This window comes from Pseudomonas gingeri (genome assembly GCF_013386115.1).
Taxonomy (GTDB): domain Bacteria; phylum Pseudomonadota; class Gammaproteobacteria; order Pseudomonadales; family Pseudomonadaceae; genus Aquipseudomonas; species Aquipseudomonas gingeri.
This window is the reverse complement of record NZ_JACAOR010000005.1, coordinates 601,904-620,892: the sequence shown is the minus strand read 5'-3', so window position 1 is coordinate 620,892 and position 18,989 is coordinate 601,904. Positions and strand designations below refer to the sequence as shown.

Here is an 18,989-nt window from a genome sequence, read left to right as displayed (position 1 = left end):
GCCACACCCTGTTCAAGCGGTACGGCGTTGCTCGAGCATCAGGCGCACGGCCAGCCCGGCCAGGACGAAGCCCATGAAGTAACGTTGCACCGCCAGCCACAGCGGGTTGTGCATGAACCAGGTGGCGAGGCCGCCGGCAAACAGGGCGATCAGCAGATTGACGGTGAAACTCACGCTGATCTGGGTGACACCGAGCATCAGGCTCTGGGCAAATACCGAACCGTGCTCCGGGGTAATGAACTGCGGAAACACCGAGAGGTAGAACACCGCGATCTTCGGGTTCAGGGCACTGGTGAGAAAGCCCATGGCGATCAGCCGCGCCGAAGAGTCCGGTGGCAACTGGCGGGGCTCGAACGGCGAGCGGGCACCCGGCTTGAGGGCCTGCCAGGCCAGCCACAGCAGGTACAGCGCACCGGCCCACTTGAGCACTTCATAGGCCACCGGCACGGCCATGAACACCGCCGTCAGCCCCGCCGCCGCGGCAAACAGGTGAACGAAGAAACCGCCCACCACCCCGAGCAGCGACACCACCCCGGCCTTGGGTCCCTGGCAGATCGAGCGGGAGATCAGGTAGATCATGTTCGGTCCCGGAGTCAGGACCATCAACAGACTGGCGGCAGCGAACAGCAGCAACTCTTGGGCGGGAATCATGGACAGTCCTTGGTCGACAAAACAAGTCAGGTTCCACTGGGATCAGGCAGGGGCCTGCAGCGAGGCACGATAGAACGGCAGGATCAGGTCCCGTGTCAATGGCGCCAGGCACAGATTGCCGTCGGTGGCCGGATCGATCCACACCACCTCTTCGATCTCGGCCGCAGGCTCGACCGCTTCACCGATATCGAGCAGGAACAGCTCGGCGCTCACATCGAAACCGGGTTCGTTGGCGGCCGGCGCGCAGAACTGCCCGAGGTAGCGGGCGGCAGCGGGATCGACGCGCAGCCCCAGCTCTTCCTCAAGCTCGCGGACCAGGGCCGTGGCCGGCTGTTCATGGGCTTCGATCTTGCCTCCGGGCTGCATGAAAGCCTGGGTGCCACGCTTGCGTACCAGCAGGGTCCGGCCATCGGGGCCGATCAGCAGGGCGGCGGCGATACGGATGGTCCGGGAAGCGGAAAAGGCGGTCATGGTCTCGGCACGGTCCTGAAAAAAGCCGGCAGGATCACATCCCGGGCGGCCGGCAGGCAAGCCCTGAACCTGTCGGTCAAGGCGAATACGCCCCCGGCGCGTACAGGTTATCGGATCGGATTCAGGTCGCCTGCTCCAGTAGCGCCACCTCTTCGGGCACCTTGACGAAGACGCTGTACTTGGCTTTCTCCATGGCCTCGAAGCTGATCAACTTCTCCACCAGCAGGCCACTCAGCACCTTGCCGGCATTGAGCAGCAGCATGCCGTTGTCGGCATTCAGGTTGCGCGCCAGGATCATGCCCGCCACCAGCTCGCGGGTGCCCAGTACCTTGACGCTCGGATCGCCAGCGGTGACATCGCTCAGGTGGTCGGCACAGACCTTGACGAACGCCTCGACCAGTTCCGGGTCGTACAGGCGCCCCGCATACTTGCGGATGAACACCAGGGCCTCGTCGCTGTTCAGATGCCGCTCGAGAATCAACCCACGCTGCAACTCGACAAAATCGACGGCCAGTTTCAGCACCCGTGCGCCGAGGGGAATGGCGTCGCCCTTGAGGTGATCGGGGAAACCGCTGCCATCCCAGCGCTCCTGATGATGAAGAATCAAGCGGGCCGCGTCCTGCATCGGCTCCAGGGTCATCAGCAATGATTCGCTCTGCTTTGGATAACCACGATAACGCTCACGATCGGTATGGTGCAGCAGGTCCGCCGGCGCGCCCATCATGCCGTCGGTCCAGCTCATCTTGCCGATGTTGTGCAACGCCGCCGCCATGGCCAGGTTGCGGGTATCGGCCTCGTCCAGCTCATGGGCCTTGCACCAGGCCTTCACCAGATCGATGATCGCCCGGTTGGTCTGCTTGTCCTGGGGCAGGCGCCACTCGACCATCCGCGAAAACACCTCGGCGGTCACCGCATAGCTGCGCTTGAGTTCCTCATAGGCCAGGTCGAGCATGTCGGCGGTCTGCTGGACTTCGCTGGTGCGTGCCAGCACGCGTTTTTCCAGGGTCGCGTTGAGCGTCTGCAACTGCTGGTTCTGTTCCCGGGCCAGCGCCTGCAGGCGCTGGCGCTCGCTTTCCGAATGCTGGAACGCCAGGGCCTGGCGCACCGTCAACATCAGTTCCTCGTCGTTCCAGGGTTTGCTGATATAGCGATAGATCTGCCCCTCGTTGATCGCCTTGATGATCATGTCCATATCGGCATAACCGGTCAGCAGGATCCGCAGCGTGGCGGGATACAGCTCATGGATGCTCGCCAGCAGGGTGGCGCCATCCATGTTCGGCATGCGCGCATCGCTGATGACCAGGTCGATGGGCTGCCCGGCCATGATTTCCAGGGCACTGGCTCCACTATTGGCGAGGAACAGCTCGTAGGGCTGGCTGCGCAACAGGCGTCGCAGGCTATTGAGAATCGATTCTTCGTCATCGACCAGCAGAACACGGGGTCTGGTCACGGAACCGGCGGTGGATTCATCCATGGAGCACCTCATGTCAGCATAGGACTTTCGCGTGCGGGATCTCTAAATGGCCGACGATCCCTGTCTTCGCCCTTAGGGTAGATTTTTATGGCCGCCTCGACCACCGATCAACGCAACTATTTCGACATGTGTGTGCAAGCCGATCTATGCTCCAGGCAGTCGAGCGCGCAGTCGCTGTGTGCCCACCGGGAAAGGATTTCTGCATGCATTCGGTACATTTCGACAATCATATGATCCGAGCCCTGCGATGAACAGCACGGCGGACCGCAGCAACCGGCGCATCCTGGTCATCGACGATACGGCGTCGATCCACGAAGATTTCCGCAAGATCCTCTGCCCACACGTCGTCGAAGACGATCTGCAATCGGCCGAGGAAGCCTTGTTCGGTACTCCCGTCACCCGTGCGCAATACGCGTTCGAGCTGGACTCGGCGTTCCAGGGCCAGGACGGCCTGGCCCGGGTCGAGCAGGCGCTGGCTGAGGGACGTCCCTATGCCATGGCCTTTATCGACATGCGCATGCCGCCCGGCTGGGACGGCCTGGAAACCATCGAGCGACTCTGGCAGGTCGATCCCAAGCTGCAGATCGCCCTGTGCACCGCCTACTCCGATTACTCGCTGGAGGACATGAACGAGCGTGTCGACATGGGCGATCGCCTGTTGATCCTGAAAAAACCGTTCGATGCGATCGAGATCCGCCAGCTCGCCAGCGCCCTGACCGCCAAATGGCAGATGACCGAGGACGCGGCCCTGAAAATGGACCAGCTCGAACAGGCCGTCGAGGAGCGTACCCGCGAACTGTCCGATGCCAACATCATCGTCCAGAACAGCCCGACCATCCTCTACCGCCTGCGGGGCGAGCCATCGTTTCCACTGATGTACATCTCCCACAACATCACCAAGTTCGGGCATGTGGCCAAGGACCTGGTGGGCTCGGAGGATTGGCGCCAGGTGCTGATTCATGCCGAGGACCAGACCAAGGTCGACACGGCCATGGCCCGGGTGCTGGACAAGGACGCCCAGGGCGCCTCCATCGAATACCGCCTGCGCACGGGCGACGGTCACTGGCGCTGGGTCGAGAACCGCTATGTGCCGGTGCGCGATGGCGAAGGCCGCCTGCTCGAGGTAGAAGGCATCATCATCGATATCACCGAGCGCAAGGTGGCCGAGGAAAAGATCGCCCTGCTCGCCCGCACCGACGGGCTCACCGGGCTGGCCAACCGCTCGACCATGATCGAACGCCTGCACCAGAGCTTCGCCGCCGCCCAGCGCGGGGCCTCGCCATTCGCGGTGTTCTATCTCGACCTGGACCATTTCAAGCGCATCAACGACACACTCGGCCATCCTGTCGGCGACTTGCTGCTCCAGGAAGTGTCCCGCCGCATCAAGGCCTGTACCCGCGACAGCGATGTGGTGGCACGCCTGGGCGGCGATGAGTTCGCGGTGCTGCAGACCGAGATGAGCGACCCGGCCCATTCCGGTGCCTTGGCAGCGAGAATCCGCAATGCCCTGGTCGAGCCCTACCAACTCGACGGCAACGACGTGCGGATTTCCGTCAGCATCGGCATCAGCACCTACGCCCCGGACAGCGAAAGCGCCGATACCCTGCTGGTCCAGGCCGACATGGCGCTGTACCGCTCCAAGGAACAGGGTCGCAACCAGTACCACTTCCATTCCGAGGAGATCAATCAGGAGGTCACCGAGCGAGTCGCCATTGCCAATGACCTGAAACATGCCATCGAACACGATGAACTGGAACTGCACTACCTGCCCGAAGTCGACCTGGCCAGCGGCAAGATCCTCGGCATGGAGGCACTGGTGCGCTGGAACCACCCCGAACGCGGCCTGCTCGGTGCCGATGTGTTTATTCCGGCGGCGGAAAAGACCGGCACCATCGTCGCCCTCGGCCACTGGGTGCTGGACCGGGCCTGCCGGCAGATGCGCCAATGGCGCGACGAAGGCATGGCTCCGCCGGTGATCGCGATCAACCTGTCGCTAGTCCAACTCAAGAGTGGTGGTGAACTGGTTCGCGACGTGGTCGAAACCACCACCCGCTGGGGTATTTCGCCCGCGGACCTGGAGTTCGATGTCACCGAGGCGACCCTGGCCCAGACCAAATGGACACAGAACGACGTGCTGCCGCAATTGCGCGAACTCGGGGTGAAGATCGCCATCGACGATTTCGGCACCGACTACTCGTCGTTCGACTACCTGAGGACCTACCGGGTCAATCACCTGAAACTGGCGCAGTCGTTCATCCGTCACGCGACCCAGGATCCGGAGAGCGCCAATACCCTGCGCGCCATCATCAACTTCGCCCGGGAAGTGGGCATCGGCATCATCGCCGAAGGGGTGGAAACCCTCGAGCAGCGCAGCTCGCTGATTTCCACCGGTTCGCCGATGAACGCCCAGGGCTATTACTTCAGCAAGGCCGTCGACAGCCAGCACGCCTCGCAGTTGTTGCAGGCGGGCAATATCAACCCTGAAACGCCGCACGATCGCGAGGTACCGTGATGAACGTCCTGGCCGGCGCCGCCAATCGGCGCATTCTGATCATCGACGACACCACCTCGATTCATGATGACTTTCGCAAGATCCTCGGTCCGGAGCAGGACGACGAACTGAGCCTGGATTCCACCGAAACCCTGCTGTTCGGTGTTTCCAGACCCGAGCGCCAGACGTTCGAACTGGACTCGGCCTACCAGGGGCAGGAAGCCCTGGAACTGGTCAAGCTCGCCCAGGCCGCCAGCCGCCCCTACGCCATGGCCTTTATCGATATGCGCATGCCGCCGGGCTGGGACGGCCTGGAAACCATCGAGCGGCTGTGGAAAGTTGCCCCGGACCTGCAGATCGCCCTGTGCACCGCCTATTCGGATTACTCCTGGGAATCCATGGCCGACCGCCTGGAGTTCGGCGACCAGTTGCTGATCCTGAAAAAGCCCTTCGACAGCCTGGAAATCCGCCAGATGGCCAGTGCCCTGACCTGGAAATGGCAACTCGCCCAGGACATGGCCATGCGCATGTCCGACCTGGAGCGCACGATCGAGGAGCGGGTCCAGGAACTGTTGCAGGTCTCGCGCCTGCTGCAATTCGATGTGTTGACCGAACTGCCCAACAGCACCCTGCTCGGCGACCGGCTGGGCCAGGCCATCGCCCTGGCCCGGCGCCACGACGAACAGGTGGCGGTGATGTTCCTCGGCCTCGATCGCTTCAAGCGCATCAACAACGCACTCGGTCATCCGGCCGGCGATGAAATGCTCAAGCATGTGGCGCGCTGCCTGATCGGCGCGTTGCGCCAGTCGGATTCGGTGTTTCGCTACGGCTCCGACGAGTTTGTCCTGCTGCTGCCCGATATCGCCCACCCCCACCAGACCAAGGGTATCGCCGAAAAGGCCCTGGCCGCCGTGAATACGCCCCTGGAAGTGGCCGGGCATGATCTGCGGGTCACCGCAAGCCTGGGTATCAGTCTCTTCCCTGGCGATGGCGTGGATGCGCTGAGCCTGATCAAGAAGGCCGAAACCGCCATGCGCAGCGCCAAGGAGCACGGGCCCAGCGGTTTCGCCTTTTTCATCGAGGACATGAACCTGCGGGCCCGCGAACAGCAGTCCATCGAGTCCGGTATCCGCCAGGCCCTGGAACGCGATGAGTTCGTGCTGCACTACCAACCCAAGCTGGAACTGAGCCACGGTAGGGTGGTCGGCGCCGAAGCATTGATCCGCTGGCGACACCCGGAGCGCGGCTGGGTCTATCCCGCGGACTTTATTCCGGTGGCCGAGGACAGTGGCCTGATCGTGCCCCTGAGCCGCTGGGTATTGCGCCAGGCCTGTGCCCAGGCCCAAAGCTGGCAACGGGAAGGACTCGACCCGATCATCATCTCCGTCAACATCTCGGCCATTGACTTCCGACAGCGAGGTTTTCTCGAAGGTATCCAAGAGGTGTTGGAGGAAACCGGCCTGGACCCGAAACGGCTGGAACTGGAAATCACCGAAGGCGTGCTGATGCAGAATGTCGAGGCAACGATCGAACTGCTGCATGCCATCAAGGCCCTGGGCATCCGCCTGGCCATCGATGATTTCGGCACCGGCTACTCCAGCCTCAGCTACCTGCAGCGTTTCCCCATCGACGTGTTGAAGATCGACCAGTCGTTCGTGCTCAATCTCAAGGGCGAAGGCAACGATGCGGCACTGGTCGACGCGATCATCAGCCTGGGCAGGAGCCTGAACCTGAACATTATCGCCGAGGGCGTGGAAACCCTTGAACAACTGAACTTCCTCAAGGCCCATCATTGCGAGGAAGGCCAGGGCTATTACTTCAGCAAGGCCGTCGCGGCCGATGAGTTTGCCCGCCTGTTGAAGGACCGGCGATTCGAAACGCCGCGACACGACTGATTGACACCACAGCCCTTACCGCCAAGGAAGCACGCGATGTCATCACCTGGAAAGCTTGTGTTGTTGCTCTGGACAGCGCTGTGCCTGCCCGTCCTGGCCGCGCCCCTCGATGAACCGCTCAAGCCCCTACCGGATATCCCGCAACAGGACCCGCGCCGGGTGGAACTGGGTCGCCAGTTGTTCAATGAGAAGCGCCTGTCGATCAATGGCAGCGTGTCCTGTGCCACCTGCCATCAACTGGAAAAGGGCGGTGCCGACGACAAGCCGTTTTCCATCGGTTTTCATGGCGCGACGGTCGGCGTGAATACCCCGACCGTACTCAATGCCGCGCTGAACTTCCGGCAATTCTGGAACGGACGCGCCGAGAGCCTGGAAGCACAGGTCGAGGAAGTGGTGCGCAGCCCGATCGAGATGGGCAACAGCTGGCCGAACATCATCGACGTCCTGGTCAAGGACCCGGCGTACCAGGCGGCCTTTCGCGGCGCCTATCCCGATGGCGTGAGCGCCGTCAACGTGCAGAACGCCCTGAGCAGCTACGAACGCACCCTGCTGACGCCCAATTCGCGGTTCGACCAGTACCTGCTGGGCAACACCGAAATTCTCAGCCTCGACGAGAAATACGGCTACCAGCGCTTCAAGGACTACGGCTGCATCGCCTGCCACCAGGGAGTGAATATCGGCGGCAACATGTTCCAGAAGTTCGGGGTGATGGGCGACTACTTCCAGGCCCGCGGCAATCCGACCGAGGCCGACCTGGGACGCTACCTGACCACCGGGGACGAGGAAGACCGTCACGTATTCAAGGTTCCCAGCCTGCGTAACGTCGCCCTCACCGCACCGTACTTTCATGATGGATCGGCGAAGACCCTCGATGAGGCGGTCAGCGTGATGTTCACCTATCAACTGGGGCGCATTCCCTCTGCCGAGGACAAGCGCCTGATCATCCTGTTTCTCAAGACACTGACCGGAGAACTGGGAGGCAAGCCGCTATGATACTGACCCGTCGCTTGTTGAACCGCGTGCTCTTGCCGCTGCTCACCCTCGTACTGGCGTCGGTGCTGGTGTTTCTGTACCTCATGTCACGCCCCGACACATCCCAGGACTACGCCGGAGCCCGCGACCTGATTGCCCAGGTCAAGCAACTGGACGCGCGCTGGGACACGGAAATCCTCAAAGCCAGGATTGCCGTCGCGCGTAATTACGATCCGCTGATCAAGCCCCAGGTCGACATGAAGACCCTGCTGCATACGTTCGAAGCGACAGCGCTGAACCAGCCGAAAGATGATCCGGGCGCCTGGAAGGAACGTCGGGCGACCCTGAGCCAGGCACTCTCGGAGAAAACCCGGCTGGTCGAACAGTTCAAGTCCCACAACGCCGTGCTGCGCAACTCGCTGGCCTTCCTGCCGACCGCCGAAGACGACATCCAGCGTCAGCTCAGCGGGCTCCAGGACTACGACAAACTGATGCTCCAGGCCACTTCCAATGACATCTACGACCTGTTGCTCAGCACCCTGGAGTTTGCCCAGAGCACCACGGAAGATCGCGCCAACAGCATTCTCCTGGGGATCAACCAGGTCACGGTCGACCAGCAGCGCCTGCCGGCGGACTTCAAGGTGCCGATGGAGATCCTGCTCAACCATGTGCAACTGATCCTGCGCGAGCAACCTCTGGTCAACACCCTGCTCGACGAGATCGCCGCCGTCCCGGTGTCCGAAAGCCTGGATGCGATCACCGACCAGTTGAACCAGGACCAGCAGAGCGCCGACCGCGTCGACCAGCAATATCACCTGTACCTGTTGATCTTCTCCGCCCTGATGGTCGTCCTGCTGCTGTACCTGGCCAGCCGCCTGGTTCGCAGCTATGCGCAGATCAACCAGATCAACCGGGACCTGCAGACCGCCAACGAGCACCTGGAGCAACGGGTCGAGGAACGCACCCGCGAACTGCGCGAGGCGCAGAGCGAACTGATGGACACCGCCCGCCACGCCGGCATGGCCGAGATCGCCACCAACGTGCTGCACAACGTCGGCAACGTGCTCAACAGCGTGAACATCTCCGCCGACCTGGTGGCCCGCAAGCTGCGCACCAGCAAGGCACTGGGCCTGGGCCGGGCGGTCGCGCTGATGAACGAGCATCGCGACGATCTCGGCGAGTTCCTGACCCGTGACGAAAAGGGCAAGTTGCTGCCGGGCTACCTCAACCAGCTGGTCGAGGCCATTGCCGCGGAACAGCAAGGCATGGCCGACGAGCTGGTCCAGCTGAGCAAAAGCGTCGACCACATCAAGGACATCGTCTCCACCCAGCAATCCTATGCCGGGGTCTCCAGCCTCGAAGAACCGCTGCACATCGGCGAGCTGCTCGAAGATGCCCTGCGCATGAACTCCGGCGCCCTGACCCGACACAATGTCACCGTGGTCCGCGACTACGAGGATGTGCCCCAGGTGATGGCCGACAAGCACCGCATGCTGCTGATCCTGATCAACCTGATCAGCAATGCCAAGCAGGCGATGTCCAGCCTGTCCGACCGGGCTCGCAAGCTGACCCTGCAGGTCCGGGTGGTCGAGGGCTCGACCCTGCATATCAGCGTCAAGGACGACGGCGAAGGCATCCTGCCGGAGAACATGACGCGCATCTTTGCCCACGGTTTCACCACCCGCAAGGACGGCCACGGCTTCGGCCTGCACAGTTGCGCCCTGGCCGCGATAGAGATGAACGGACACCTCACCGCCCATAGCGACGGCCCTGGAAAAGGCGCTGTCTTCACCCTCGAATTGCCATTGAAAACCGCCGTGGGGGTCTCATGACAACGCACTCGAACCGTCGCATCCTGCTGGTGGACGACACACCGTCGATCCACGATGACTTTCGCAAGATACTGATGCCGGCCGCGGACGAAAGCCCGGACCTCGACCTGATGGAAGCGGCGCTGTTCGGCCACGAGGTCAAGGCCGACAGTCGCCAGCCGTTTGAACTCGACTCCGCCTATGGTGGCCAGGAAGGCCTGGCCAAGGTCGAGTACGCCCTGGCCCATGAACGGCCTTATGCGCTGGCATTCGTCGATATGCGCATGCCCCAGGGTTGGGACGGTGCCGAAACCATCGAGCACCTGTGGAAAGTCGACCCGAACCTGCAGGTGGTGGTCTGTACCGCCTATACCGACTATTCCTGGGAAGAGTTGCTGGAGCGCCTGCACGGCCATGACCGGCTGTTGATCCTGAAAAAGCCCTTCGACAATATCGAGGTCCAGCAGTTGGCCAATACCCTGACCAACAAATGGGAAATGACCCAGCGCGCCAACCTGCAGATGCACACCCTCGAAGACCTGGTGGAACAGCGCACCCTGGCCCTCAGGCAGGCGAGCCAGGCCCTGCAGCACGAGATCGACGAGCGCAAGCAGCTCGAAAGCCAGCTGGTGCAGTCGGAGAAACTCGCCTCCCTCGGCCAGCTGGCCGCCGGGGTCGCCCATGAAATCAACAACCCCATCGGTTTCATCGGCTCCAACCTCGGCACCCTCGATGGCTATTTCAACCAACTGCAAGAAATGCTCGACGCCTACCGCGGCGCCGAGGAAGGCATCGCTTCGAGCGAATTGCTCGCGCGCCTGCAGGCCTTGCGCGAAAGGGTCGAACTGGATTTTCTCAAGGAAGATATCCCGTTGCTGATCAAGGAGTCCAAGGAGGGCATCGGGCGGGTCGGGCAGATCGTCAAGGACCTGAAGAACTTCTCCCGGGTCGACTCGACCCAGGAATGGCAATGGAGCAATCTCCAGCAGGGGATCGAATCCACCCTGAACATCGTCGCCAACGAGCTCAAGTACAAGGCCGATGTGATCAAGGACTACGCCGGACTGCCGGAAATCGAATGCCTGCCCTCGCAGATCAACCAGGTCATCATGAACCTGGTGGTCAATGCCGCCCAGGCGATAGGCCCGGAACGCGGCACCATCAGCCTGCTCGGCGGGGTCGCGGGGGACCGCGTCTGGCTGGAGGTGGCCGATACCGGTTCCGGCATGGCGCCGGAAACCGTGCAGAAGATCTTCGATCCGTTCTTCACCACCAAGCCGGTCGGCCAGGGCACCGGGCTGGGATTGTCACTGTCCTATGGCATCGTGCAGAAACACGCCGGGCAGATTTCGGTACGCAGCGAGTTGGGAACAGGCACGACCTTCAGGGTCGAGCTGCCGATCCGCCAGAGCAAGACCGGCACATGATCGCGCCCACCCTTTGATCGTTCCCACGCTCTGCGTGGGAATGCAGCCCGTGACGCTCCGCGTCACAAAAGCGGGCGCAAAGCGTGGAAACGATCAATCAAGGGCCTGGCCCTGGCTCAGTTGGCTTCTTGGAAATCCATCTCCGGTGGCTGCTTGCGAAAGCCGCCGGTCAGGAACGCCAGGTAGATCAGGCCGATTGCCAGCCAGCTGACGCCCAGGTAGATCGCCAGGTGATCGAGGCTGACCATCAGCCACAGGTCTGCCAGCAGGCCGATCAGCGGGCAGATCAGGAACAGCAGCAGCTCGCGCGGGCCGCGTTTCTCGCCACCGATCCAGTAGTGGAAGATCACCGACAGGTTGACCAGGCTGAAGGCCAGGAACGCACCGAAGTTGATGAAAGAGGTCGAGGTGGTCACGTCCAGCTTCAGCGCCAGCAAGGCCACCACGGCGCACAGCAGGATGCTGTTGATCGGCGTGCCGAAACGTTCGCTCAGGCTGCCGAAGAACGCCTTCGGCAACACGCCGTCGCGGCCCATGGCGTACAGCAGGCGCGAACCGCTGGCCTGGGCCGACAGACCCGAGGCGAACTGGCCGACGATCAGGCCGATCAGGAAGATGGTCACGAACAGGTCACCGCCGATATTGCGGGCGATCTCGTAGGCCGCCGAGTCGACGTTGTCGAACACGAACGCCGGATGGGCCAACTGCACGAAATACGACACGCCGACGAAGATCAGGCCACCGATCAGGGTGATCAGCATGATCGCCCGTGGAATGGTGCGGCGCGGGTCGCGGGTTTCCTCGGTCAGGGTGCTGACCGCGTCGAAGCCCAGGAAGGAATAGCAGGCAATCGCCGCGCCGCTCATCACCAGCGGCATCTGCATGTCGCCATTGAAGAAGGGCGCCAGGGTCCACAGCGGCTTGCTGGCGTCACCACCGATATAGTGGATGGCCAGGGCGACAAAGGCCATCAGCACCAGGAACTGCACCAGCATCAGCAACGCGTTGATGCCGTTGGCCAGGCGCAGGCCGACGATATTGATCAGGCTGGTGATGACGATGAAGGCCAGCACCCAGACCGCCTGCGGTACCGCGGGAAATGCCGAATTGAGGTAGGCCGCGCCGATCAGCCAGATCGCCATCGGCAGGAACAGATAGTCGAGCAGTACCGCCCAGCCGGCGATAAAACCGAGTTTCGGGCTGATGGCCTTGCGCACATAGCTGTAGGCCGAGCCGGCCACCGGGAAGGCCGCGGCCATGCGACCGTAGCTCATGGCGGTGAAGAACATCGCCACCAGCGCCGCGAGATAGGCGGCCGGCACCATGCCTGCCGTGGATTGAGCGAGAATGCCGAAAGTACCGAGGACAATGATCGGCGTCATATAGGCGATGCCGAACAGCACCACCGACCCCAGCGAAAGGGTGCGTTGCAAACGAGCCATGAGGCGACTACTCCGAATGTTATTGGATTTATGGCAGAGCCGAGTTCGGCAAAGGTGCAGCGGTACTACGAAATTCTTATGAGTGCAGCATTCAGATCCTGTGGTGTCGGGGCCGGCGCCTTCGTGGGCAAGCCCACTCCCACAGGCCTTGCATCGTCCCTGCAGATCCGTCCAGCTCCCCCAGCCCTTGCATCGCGCCCTGCAGACAAGCCCATCCCTCCAGGCCTTGCATCACGCCCTGCAGACAAGCCCATCCCTCCTGGCCTTGCATCGCGCCCTGCAGACAGGCCCTTCCCTTCAGGCCTTGCATCGCGCCCTGCAGACAAGCTCATCCTTCCGGGCCTTGCATCACGCCCTGCAGACAAGCCCATCCCTCCTGGCCTTGCACTGCCACTGTGGGAGCGGGCTTGCCCGCGAAGAGGCCCTGAAGCACAACAGCGCTGTCCGGGCCTCCCTCGATCAGATCTGCGGAATCAGCAACTCCCGCACGCCATTGGCGTGTTCGATGACCTCGCCCGGCAAGCGCAGGCGCTGGTCGTCCAGATAACGGTAGTCACGCCGGGCCGCGGCCAGTTGGCCCAGGTCCAGCTGCACGCTGAACCGCCCTTCCTCGCGACCGGCTTCCATGAGCAGGGTCCCGAACGGATCCACCAGGGCACTGCCACCGGCGAACAGCAGGCCGCCATCGCCCTCCTCCACCCGGTTGACCATCAGCGCGAAGGCCTGGTTTTCCTGGGCCCGGGCCATGATCGCGGTGCGGTGGGTCGGCCCGTAGGGGTCCATGTTGCCGTTGGTGACGATCAGCAGTTCGGCACCCAGCTGCGCCAGGGCGCGGGCGGTTTCCGGGAATTCGATGTCGTAGCAGATCAACAGGCCGACGCGCACGCCGTTCCACTCGCAGGTCACATAGCGATCGCCGGGATTGAACACACCGCGATCCGAGGCCCACAGGTGGGTCTTGCGATAGCGCAGGGCGATGCCCTGCGGGGTGATCATCAGGGTGGTGTTGTAGAACTGGCCGTTGTCGTTCTCGGCCATGCCAATGACCACCGCCACGTTGCGCTCGCGGGCGGCCTGCTGCACTGCCTGCACGGTCGGGCCGTCCAGCGGCTCGGCGATCGCGGCCACGGTCTCGGCGGACGGGAAGCCCATCAGGTGGGTTTCCGGAAACACGATCAACTGGGTATCGGCCGCGCAGGCAGCGATGGCGGCGAGTGCCCGTTCGAGGTTGTAAGCTGTATCGTTGTCCCGGCCAGCAAGCTGGGCAAGTTCGACTTTCATGGGTATTCCTTGTTTTCTGTCGCAGGCAGAGCTCAATGACGGCGCCGAGCTGGCACAATAAGTGCCGGGCCATTGCGTGTGGCCTCAGTATGCGCACCCACGCCGGGCCATGGGAATTACGCGGCCGGGGTAACTCGATAGGGGTAGACGAATGACACTTGTCCTCGATGACATCGCCTGGCACCGCTCGGTGGGGCAAATGATCGAAGCCCTCGACCGGCCGAACTTCTGGACGCAACTGGTGCGCCTGCTCAACCAGTACGTGACGTTCGACAGCTGGGTGGTCCTGCTGTTCAGCAGCCAGCGGCGCCCGGAAGTGTTCGCCGAATGCCCGGGAGAAGACGGCAGTCCCGACCAGTTGTTCCAGGATTACCTCAAGGGCCTGTACCTGCTGGACCCGTTCTACATCGCCAGCCGCGAGTATTCGCGCACCGGCCTGTATCGCCTGGCCGAAGTGGCGCCGGAGCACTTCGAACTGACCGAGTACTACCAGCGCTACTTTCGTCTGAATGTGGTGGCCGACGAAATCCAGTTCAATTGCCAGCTCGACGACGACCGCACCCTGTGCCTGTCGCTGGGCTCCACCAGTCGTTTCAGCGCGGAGCAGATCGCCCTCCTCTCACTGATCCAACCCTGGGTGCTGGGCTTGTTGCGCCAGCGCCTGCCCCATGAGGTCCACGAAGAGACCGCCGTACCGGCCACACCGCAACAGGGCGACTGGCGCATCCAGCTGGAAGCCTCGGTACAACAACTCAAGGGCGCGCAACTGACCGCCCGCGAGCTGGATGTCGGGCGCCTGATGCTCAGCGGCTGTTCGAGCAAGGAAATCGCCCGCAAGCTGGAAATCTCCATCGAAACCGTGAAAGTCCACAAGAAACACATGTACAGCAAGCTGGGGATCAAATCCCAATCCGAGTTGTTCTCGATTTTCCTCCAGGCGCAGAATGCCTGACCGACCTGATGAGTCCGAACCCAAGGAAACCGTATGAGCCTGTCCCTTCTGAGCCGCTACGCCTTCTTTGCCGGCTGTGTGATCTTCACCCTCGCCAGCCTGCCGTTCCTGGAACATGACTGGCTCTGGCCGTTCACCCTGGTCACCGGCCTGCTCAGCCTGCTGGGCCTGTTCGACCTGCTGCAGAGTCCCCACGCGGTACGCCGCAACTATCCGATCCTGGGCAATATCCGCTATCTGGTCGAAGGCATCCGCCCGGAAATCCGCCAGTACCTGCTGGAATCCGACAGCGACGCCCTGCCCTTCTCCCGTGCCCAGCGCTCGCTGGTGTACTCGCGGGCCAAGAATGAAAGCGCCGACAAGCCCTTCGGCACCCTGATCGACGTGTACCAGTCGGGCTTCGAATTCATCGGCCACTCGATGCGCCCCGCGCCGTTGAGCGATCCCAGCGCCTTTCGGGTGATCGTCGGCGGACCGCAGTGCAAGCAACCGTACTCGGCCTCGGTGTTCAATATCTCGGCAATGAGCTTCGGCTCCCTCAGTGCCAACGCCATCCGGGCCCTGAACCAGGGCGCCAAGCTCGGCAACTTCGCCCATGACACCGGCGAAGGCAGCATCAGCCCCTACCACCGGGAAAACGGCGGCGACCTGACCTGGGAACTGGGCAGCGGCTATTTCGGCTGTCGCACCGCCGACGGCCGTTTCGACCCGGAGCGCTTCGCCGCCCAGGCGCAGGACCCGCAGGTACGGATGATCGAAATCAAGATGAGCCAGGGCGCCAAGCCCGGCCACGGCGGCATCCTGCCCAAGCACAAGGTGACCAGGGAGATCGCCGAGACCCGCGGGATCATGATGGGCGAAGACTGCATCTCGCCGTCACGTCACAGCGCCTTCTCGACCCCGCTCGAACTGATGCGGTTCATCGCCCAGTTGCGTGAGCTGTCCGGCGGCAAGCCGGTGGGCTTCAAGTTCTGCCTGGGCCACCCATGGGAGTTCATGGGCATCGCCAAGGCGATGCTGGAGACCGGCATCTACCCCGACTTCATCGTGGTCGACGGCAAGGAAGGCGGCACCGGCGCGGCACCGGTGGAGTTCACCGACCATATCGGCGTACCGATGCGCGAAGGCCTGCTGTTCGTGCACAACACCCTGGTCGGCCTGAACCTGCGGGACAAGATCAAGCTCGGCGCCAGCGGCAAGATCGTCAGCGCCTTCGATATCGCCAGCGTCCTCGCCATCGGCGCCGACTGGGCCAACTCGGCGCGCGGCTTCATGTTCGCCATCGGCTGCATCCAGTCGCAGAGCTGCCACACCAACAAATGCCCGACCGGCGTCGCCACCCAGGACACCTTGCGCCAACGCGCCCTGGTGGTGCCGGACAAGGCCCAGCGGGTATTCAATTTCCATCGCAACACCCTGAAGGCCCTGGCGGAAATGCTTGCTGCGGCGGGCTTGGATCACCCGTCCCAGCTGGAAGCCAAGCACCTGGTCCGGCGGATGTCGGCAACCGAGATCAAGCTGTTCTCGCAACTGCACGTGTTCCTCAAGCCGGGCGAACTGCTCACCGGTGAAGTCAACGGCGAGTTCTATTCGCGCATGTGGCAGATGGCCCGGGCCGACAGCTTCGAACCCCACGAAGTCGTCGCGGCCTGAGACCGTGACGACTGGTCGGTGCAAGGTCCGGGCACCGGTCAGGCCTATCAGGCAGAGCGCTCGATGACCGGCCTGTCGGCTGCGGGCGGGCTGTTAAACTTTTTATAAACAATGCAGCCCGGGCCTCGGTTTGCCGGTGACATCGGTTCTATGATCAGGCGGCGCCTGCCCTTTACCCGGCCATGGCGCTGCCAGTCCCGCCCTCTCACAAGCTGGAGATCACGATGCGAAATCGCTTGCTGGTTGCTGTCTGTCTGTTGATGTCGTTCACCCTGGCCCAGGCCGCCGAACGCTGGGAAACCCTGCCGCCGACCCCGACTCCTGTCGCCGGTGCAAAAACCGGTTATGCCGCCGTCAACGGCATCAAGCTCTACTACACACGGACCGGCCACGGCTCCCCGGTGGTGCTGTTGCACGGTGGCCTAGGCAACTCCGATTACTGGGGCAACCAGGTCAAGGCCCTGGCGGCGAAACACACGGTGATCAGCATTGACAGCCGGGGTCATGGGCGCAGCTCGCGCGATGCCCAACCCTACGGCTACGACCTGATGGCCGATGATGTGGTCGCGGTCCTCGATACCCTGAAAATCCCCAAGGCCGACATCGTCGGCTGGAGTGACGGTGCGATCCTCGGCCTGGACCTGGCCATGCGTCATCCAACGCGTGTCGGCAAGATCTTCGCCTTCGCCGCCAACAGCACGACCGCGGGCGTGAAAGACAATGTCGAGAAGAACCCGACCTTCGCCGCCTACATCGAGCGGGCCGGCAAGGAATACGCCAGGCTGTCGCCGACACCCGGGGAATATGATGCCTTCGTCGAACAGATCGGCCATATGTGGGCCAGCCAGCCGAACTGGACGGACGCAGACCTGGCGAAGATCAAGACCCCGGTACTGATCGTCGACGGTGACCACGACGAGGCGATCAAGCGCGAGAATACCGAGTACATGGCGGCGACCATTCCCGGCGCGGGCCTGCTGATCCTGCCCAATGCCAGCCACTTTGCGTTCCTTCAGGATCCGGCATTGTTCAATGCCGCCCTCCTGCACTTCCTCGACGACAAGTAGATCACCGCAGCCGCCCGCGAACCGCCCCCCCGGGCCGATTCGTGGGCCGGCCCCACGCCTGTCAACGCACGCAAAGACTCGCCTCGCGCGCGTAGGCAGAAAAATGTGACATTTGGTAATAGCCCACTTTTGCAATTAACGGAAAATCACGCCACCCTGCGCGCCGCCGACCTGTGGTGTGCAATTTCTGACAGCCGCACCGGTCATATTCAACATTCGCCCACAGAGCCCGCTGCCATGCTGAACGGACGCGACCCGCGCATCGACTTTTTTCGGGGACTGGCGCTGATCTTCATTTTCTGGGATCACGTGCCCCACAATCCACTCGGCCAGATCACCCTGCGCAACATCGGTTTCAGCGATGCGGCGGAGGTCTTCGTGTTCCTCGCCGGCTACGCGGCGATTCTTGCCTACGGCAAAATCCTGCAACGCGACGGTTACTGGTTCGCCACCTTGAAAATCCTGCGCCGCACCTGGGTGTTGTATGTGGTGCATATCTTCCTGCTGGCGATGCTGATGGGCATCGTGTTCTTCGCCAACAGCCACGTGGAAACCCGTGACCTGGTCCAGGAAATGGGCCTGACCCACTTCGTCACCCACCCGCAACAGGCCCTGGTGGATGAACTGCTGCTGCGTTTCAAACCGAACCTGATGGACCCGCTTCCTCTGTATATCGTGCTGCTGGGTGGCCTGCCGCTGGTGTTGCCCCTGCTGCTGCGCAAGACCTGGCTGGTGGTGCTGGTGTCGCTGACGGTGTACCTGCTCGCGCCAAGGCTGGGCTGGAATCTGGCGGCGATTGCCGACGGCGTGTGGTACTTCAATCCGGTCACCTGGCAGTTGCTGTTCGTGCTCGGCGGCGCGGCGGCGATTCACGCGCAGCAACCCAAGCCCGTGCAGCCGCTGGGGCTGTCGCGCCAGCCACTGTTCATGGTGGCGGCCCTCTATGTGCTGGTGTGCGCCGTGCTCACCATTGCCTGGCGATGGCCACAGGTCCACGATGCCCTGGTTCCGGCGACGCTGAGTGAGCTGATCTACCCCATCAGCAAGACCGATCTGTCGCCGGTACGCCTGCTGCACTTCCTGGCGCTGGCCTATGTCACCGCGAAGTTGCTGCCCAGGGGCAACTGGACAGACAACTGGCTGGCCCGCCAGACCTGCCGCATGGGGCGTTACTCGCTGGAAGTCTTCTGCCTGGGCGTGTTGCTGGCACCGCTGGCGGACATGATCAATGCCATGGCCGACGATGCCTTCGCCATGCAGATATTCACCGCCCTGGTCGGTGCCGGGCTGATGGCATTGCTGGGGGCGTGGCTGGATTTCAACAAGCGCCTTGGCCAGCGCCTGGAACAACCGGCTCGGACAGCGACAGCGTAGAACGACGACACCCGTAAAAAAGCCCGCA

The 18,989-nt window shown here is 62.7% G+C and carries 14 protein-coding genes; 9 read left to right on the top strand and 5 right to left on the bottom strand.

What is annotated here, in order from left to right; all coding sequences use genetic code 11:
* Positions 1 to 12 precede the first annotated feature (12 nt).
* The 3 genes from HX881_RS10730 to nosR form a co-directional block, all read right to left on the bottom strand.
* The gene (locus tag HX881_RS10730; RefSeq protein ID WP_017126349.1) at positions 13 to 651 is read right to left on the bottom strand and encodes a LysE family translocator; all 639 of its coding nucleotides are present in this window, start codon (positions 649 to 651) and stop codon (positions 13 to 15) included.
* A gap of 42 nt (positions 652 to 693) precedes the next feature.
* Positions 694 to 1,122 carry an NUDIX hydrolase gene (locus HX881_RS10725; RefSeq protein ID WP_177084359.1) on the bottom strand — a complete coding sequence of 143 codons (429 nt, stop codon included), beginning with the start codon at positions 1,120 to 1,122 and terminating at the stop codon, positions 694 to 696.
* Positions 1,123 to 1,243: 121 nt separating this feature from the next.
* Positions 1,244 to 2,596, bottom strand: a complete 1,353-nt coding sequence (gene nosR, locus HX881_RS10720) for a response regulator c-di-GMP phosphodiesterase, NosR family (RefSeq protein ID WP_177084357.1) — start codon at positions 2,594 to 2,596, stop codon at positions 1,244 to 1,246.
* A gap of 247 nt (positions 2,597 to 2,843) precedes the next feature.
* Here nosR and HX881_RS10715 point away from each other — a divergent pair, with 247 nt between their 5' ends.
* The 5 genes from HX881_RS10715 to HX881_RS10695 are packed head-to-tail and all read left to right on the top strand — an operon-like array spanning position 2,844 to position 11,192.
* Positions 2,844 to 5,108, top strand: coding sequence for a putative bifunctional diguanylate cyclase/phosphodiesterase (locus HX881_RS10715; protein WP_177084355.1), 2,265 nt, complete (start codon positions 2,844 to 2,846; stop codon positions 5,106 to 5,108).
* A complete protein-coding gene (locus HX881_RS10710; RefSeq protein ID WP_177084353.1) occupies positions 5,108 to 6,982 on the top strand; it encodes a putative bifunctional diguanylate cyclase/phosphodiesterase in 1,875 nt (624 codons plus the stop codon). Before HX881_RS10715 ends, HX881_RS10710 begins: the two co-directional genes overlap by 1 nt.
* 36 nt (positions 6,983 to 7,018) lie before the next feature.
* Positions 7,019 to 7,975 carry a cytochrome-c peroxidase gene (locus HX881_RS10705; RefSeq protein ID WP_177084351.1) on the top strand — a complete coding sequence of 319 codons (957 nt, stop codon included), beginning with the start codon at positions 7,019 to 7,021 and terminating at the stop codon, positions 7,973 to 7,975.
* Positions 7,972 to 9,786, top strand: a complete 1,815-nt coding sequence (locus HX881_RS10700) for a DAHL domain-containing protein (RefSeq protein WP_177084349.1) — start codon at positions 7,972 to 7,974, stop codon at positions 9,784 to 9,786. Before HX881_RS10705 ends, HX881_RS10700 begins: the two co-directional genes overlap by 4 nt.
* Positions 9,783 to 11,192: an ATP-binding protein gene (locus HX881_RS10695; RefSeq protein WP_103033027.1), complete on the top strand. Its 1,410-nt coding sequence runs from the start codon at positions 9,783 to 9,785 to the stop codon at positions 11,190 to 11,192. The genes HX881_RS10700 and HX881_RS10695 overlap by 4 nt, the downstream gene beginning before the upstream one ends.
* A gap of 116 nt (positions 11,193 to 11,308) precedes the next feature.
* Here HX881_RS10695 and HX881_RS10690 read toward each other — a convergent pair whose 3' ends face one another.
* Together HX881_RS10690 and HX881_RS10685 are read right to left on the bottom strand one after the other, a co-directional pair.
* A complete protein-coding gene (locus HX881_RS10690) occupies positions 11,309 to 12,634 on the bottom strand; it encodes an APC family permease (protein ID WP_177084347.1) in 1,326 nt (441 codons plus the stop codon).
* Between the two features lie 459 nt (positions 12,635 to 13,093).
* Positions 13,094 to 13,915 (bottom strand): carbon-nitrogen hydrolase family protein, encoded by an 822-nt coding sequence (locus HX881_RS10685; RefSeq protein ID WP_177084345.1) that lies wholly within the window; start codon positions 13,913 to 13,915, stop codon positions 13,094 to 13,096.
* A gap of 151 nt (positions 13,916 to 14,066) precedes the next feature.
* Between HX881_RS10685 and HX881_RS10680 the strand changes: the two genes are divergently transcribed.
* From HX881_RS10680 to HX881_RS10665, 4 genes are all read left to right on the top strand, one after another.
* The gene (locus tag HX881_RS10680) at positions 14,067 to 14,867 is read left to right on the top strand and encodes a helix-turn-helix transcriptional regulator (RefSeq protein ID WP_017126359.1); all 801 of its coding nucleotides are present in this window, start codon (positions 14,067 to 14,069) and stop codon (positions 14,865 to 14,867) included.
* Positions 14,868 to 14,900: 33 nt separating this feature from the next.
* Positions 14,901 to 16,520: an FMN-binding glutamate synthase family protein gene (locus HX881_RS10675; protein WP_103033026.1), complete on the top strand. Its 1,620-nt coding sequence runs from the start codon at positions 14,901 to 14,903 to the stop codon at positions 16,518 to 16,520.
* 224 nt (positions 16,521 to 16,744) lie between these two features.
* Positions 16,745 to 17,587 carry an alpha/beta fold hydrolase gene (locus tag HX881_RS10670; RefSeq protein WP_177084343.1) on the top strand — a complete coding sequence of 281 codons (843 nt, stop codon included), beginning with the start codon at positions 16,745 to 16,747 and terminating at the stop codon, positions 17,585 to 17,587.
* A gap of 237 nt (positions 17,588 to 17,824) precedes the next feature.
* Positions 17,825 to 18,961 (top strand): OpgC family protein, encoded by a 1,137-nt coding sequence (locus HX881_RS10665; RefSeq protein ID WP_017126363.1) that lies wholly within the window; start codon positions 17,825 to 17,827, stop codon positions 18,959 to 18,961.
* Positions 18,962 to 18,989 lie beyond the last annotated feature (28 nt).

Bases quoted from the DNA above. Each gene is read 5' to 3' on its own strand.
- HX881_RS10695 (WP_103033027.1), top strand. From the start codon at position 9,783: ATGACAACGCACTCGAACCGTCGCATCCTGCTGGTGGACGACACACCG.
- nosR (WP_177084357.1), bottom strand. From the start codon at position 2,596: ATGGATGAATCCACCGCCGGTTCCGTGACCAGACCCCGTGTTCTGCTG.
- HX881_RS10730 (WP_017126349.1), bottom strand. From the start codon at position 651: ATGATTCCCGCCCAAGAGTTGCTGCTGTTCGCTGCCGCCAGTCTGTTG.
- HX881_RS10670 (WP_177084343.1), top strand. From the start codon at position 16,745: ATGCGAAATCGCTTGCTGGTTGCTGTCTGTCTGTTGATGTCGTTCACC.
- HX881_RS10710 (WP_177084353.1), top strand. From the start codon at position 5,108: ATGAACGTCCTGGCCGGCGCCGCCAATCGGCGCATTCTGATCATCGAC.
- HX881_RS10700 (WP_177084349.1), top strand. From the start codon at position 7,972: ATGATACTGACCCGTCGCTTGTTGAACCGCGTGCTCTTGCCGCTGCTC.
- HX881_RS10665 (WP_017126363.1), top strand. From the start codon at position 17,825: ATGCTGAACGGACGCGACCCGCGCATCGACTTTTTTCGGGGACTGGCG.
- HX881_RS10715 (WP_177084355.1), top strand. From the start codon at position 2,844: ATGAACAGCACGGCGGACCGCAGCAACCGGCGCATCCTGGTCATCGAC.
- HX881_RS10705 (WP_177084351.1), top strand. From the start codon at position 7,019: ATGTCATCACCTGGAAAGCTTGTGTTGTTGCTCTGGACAGCGCTGTGC.
- HX881_RS10685 (WP_177084345.1), bottom strand. From the start codon at position 13,915: ATGAAAGTCGAACTTGCCCAGCTTGCTGGCCGGGACAACGATACAGCT.
- HX881_RS10680 (WP_017126359.1), top strand. From the start codon at position 14,067: ATGACACTTGTCCTCGATGACATCGCCTGGCACCGCTCGGTGGGGCAA.
- HX881_RS10690 (WP_177084347.1), bottom strand. From the start codon at position 12,634: ATGGCTCGTTTGCAACGCACCCTTTCGCTGGGGTCGGTGGTGCTGTTC.
- HX881_RS10675 (WP_103033026.1), top strand. From the start codon at position 14,901: ATGAGCCTGTCCCTTCTGAGCCGCTACGCCTTCTTTGCCGGCTGTGTG.
- HX881_RS10725 (WP_177084359.1), bottom strand. From the start codon at position 1,122: ATGACCGCCTTTTCCGCTTCCCGGACCATCCGTATCGCCGCCGCCCTG.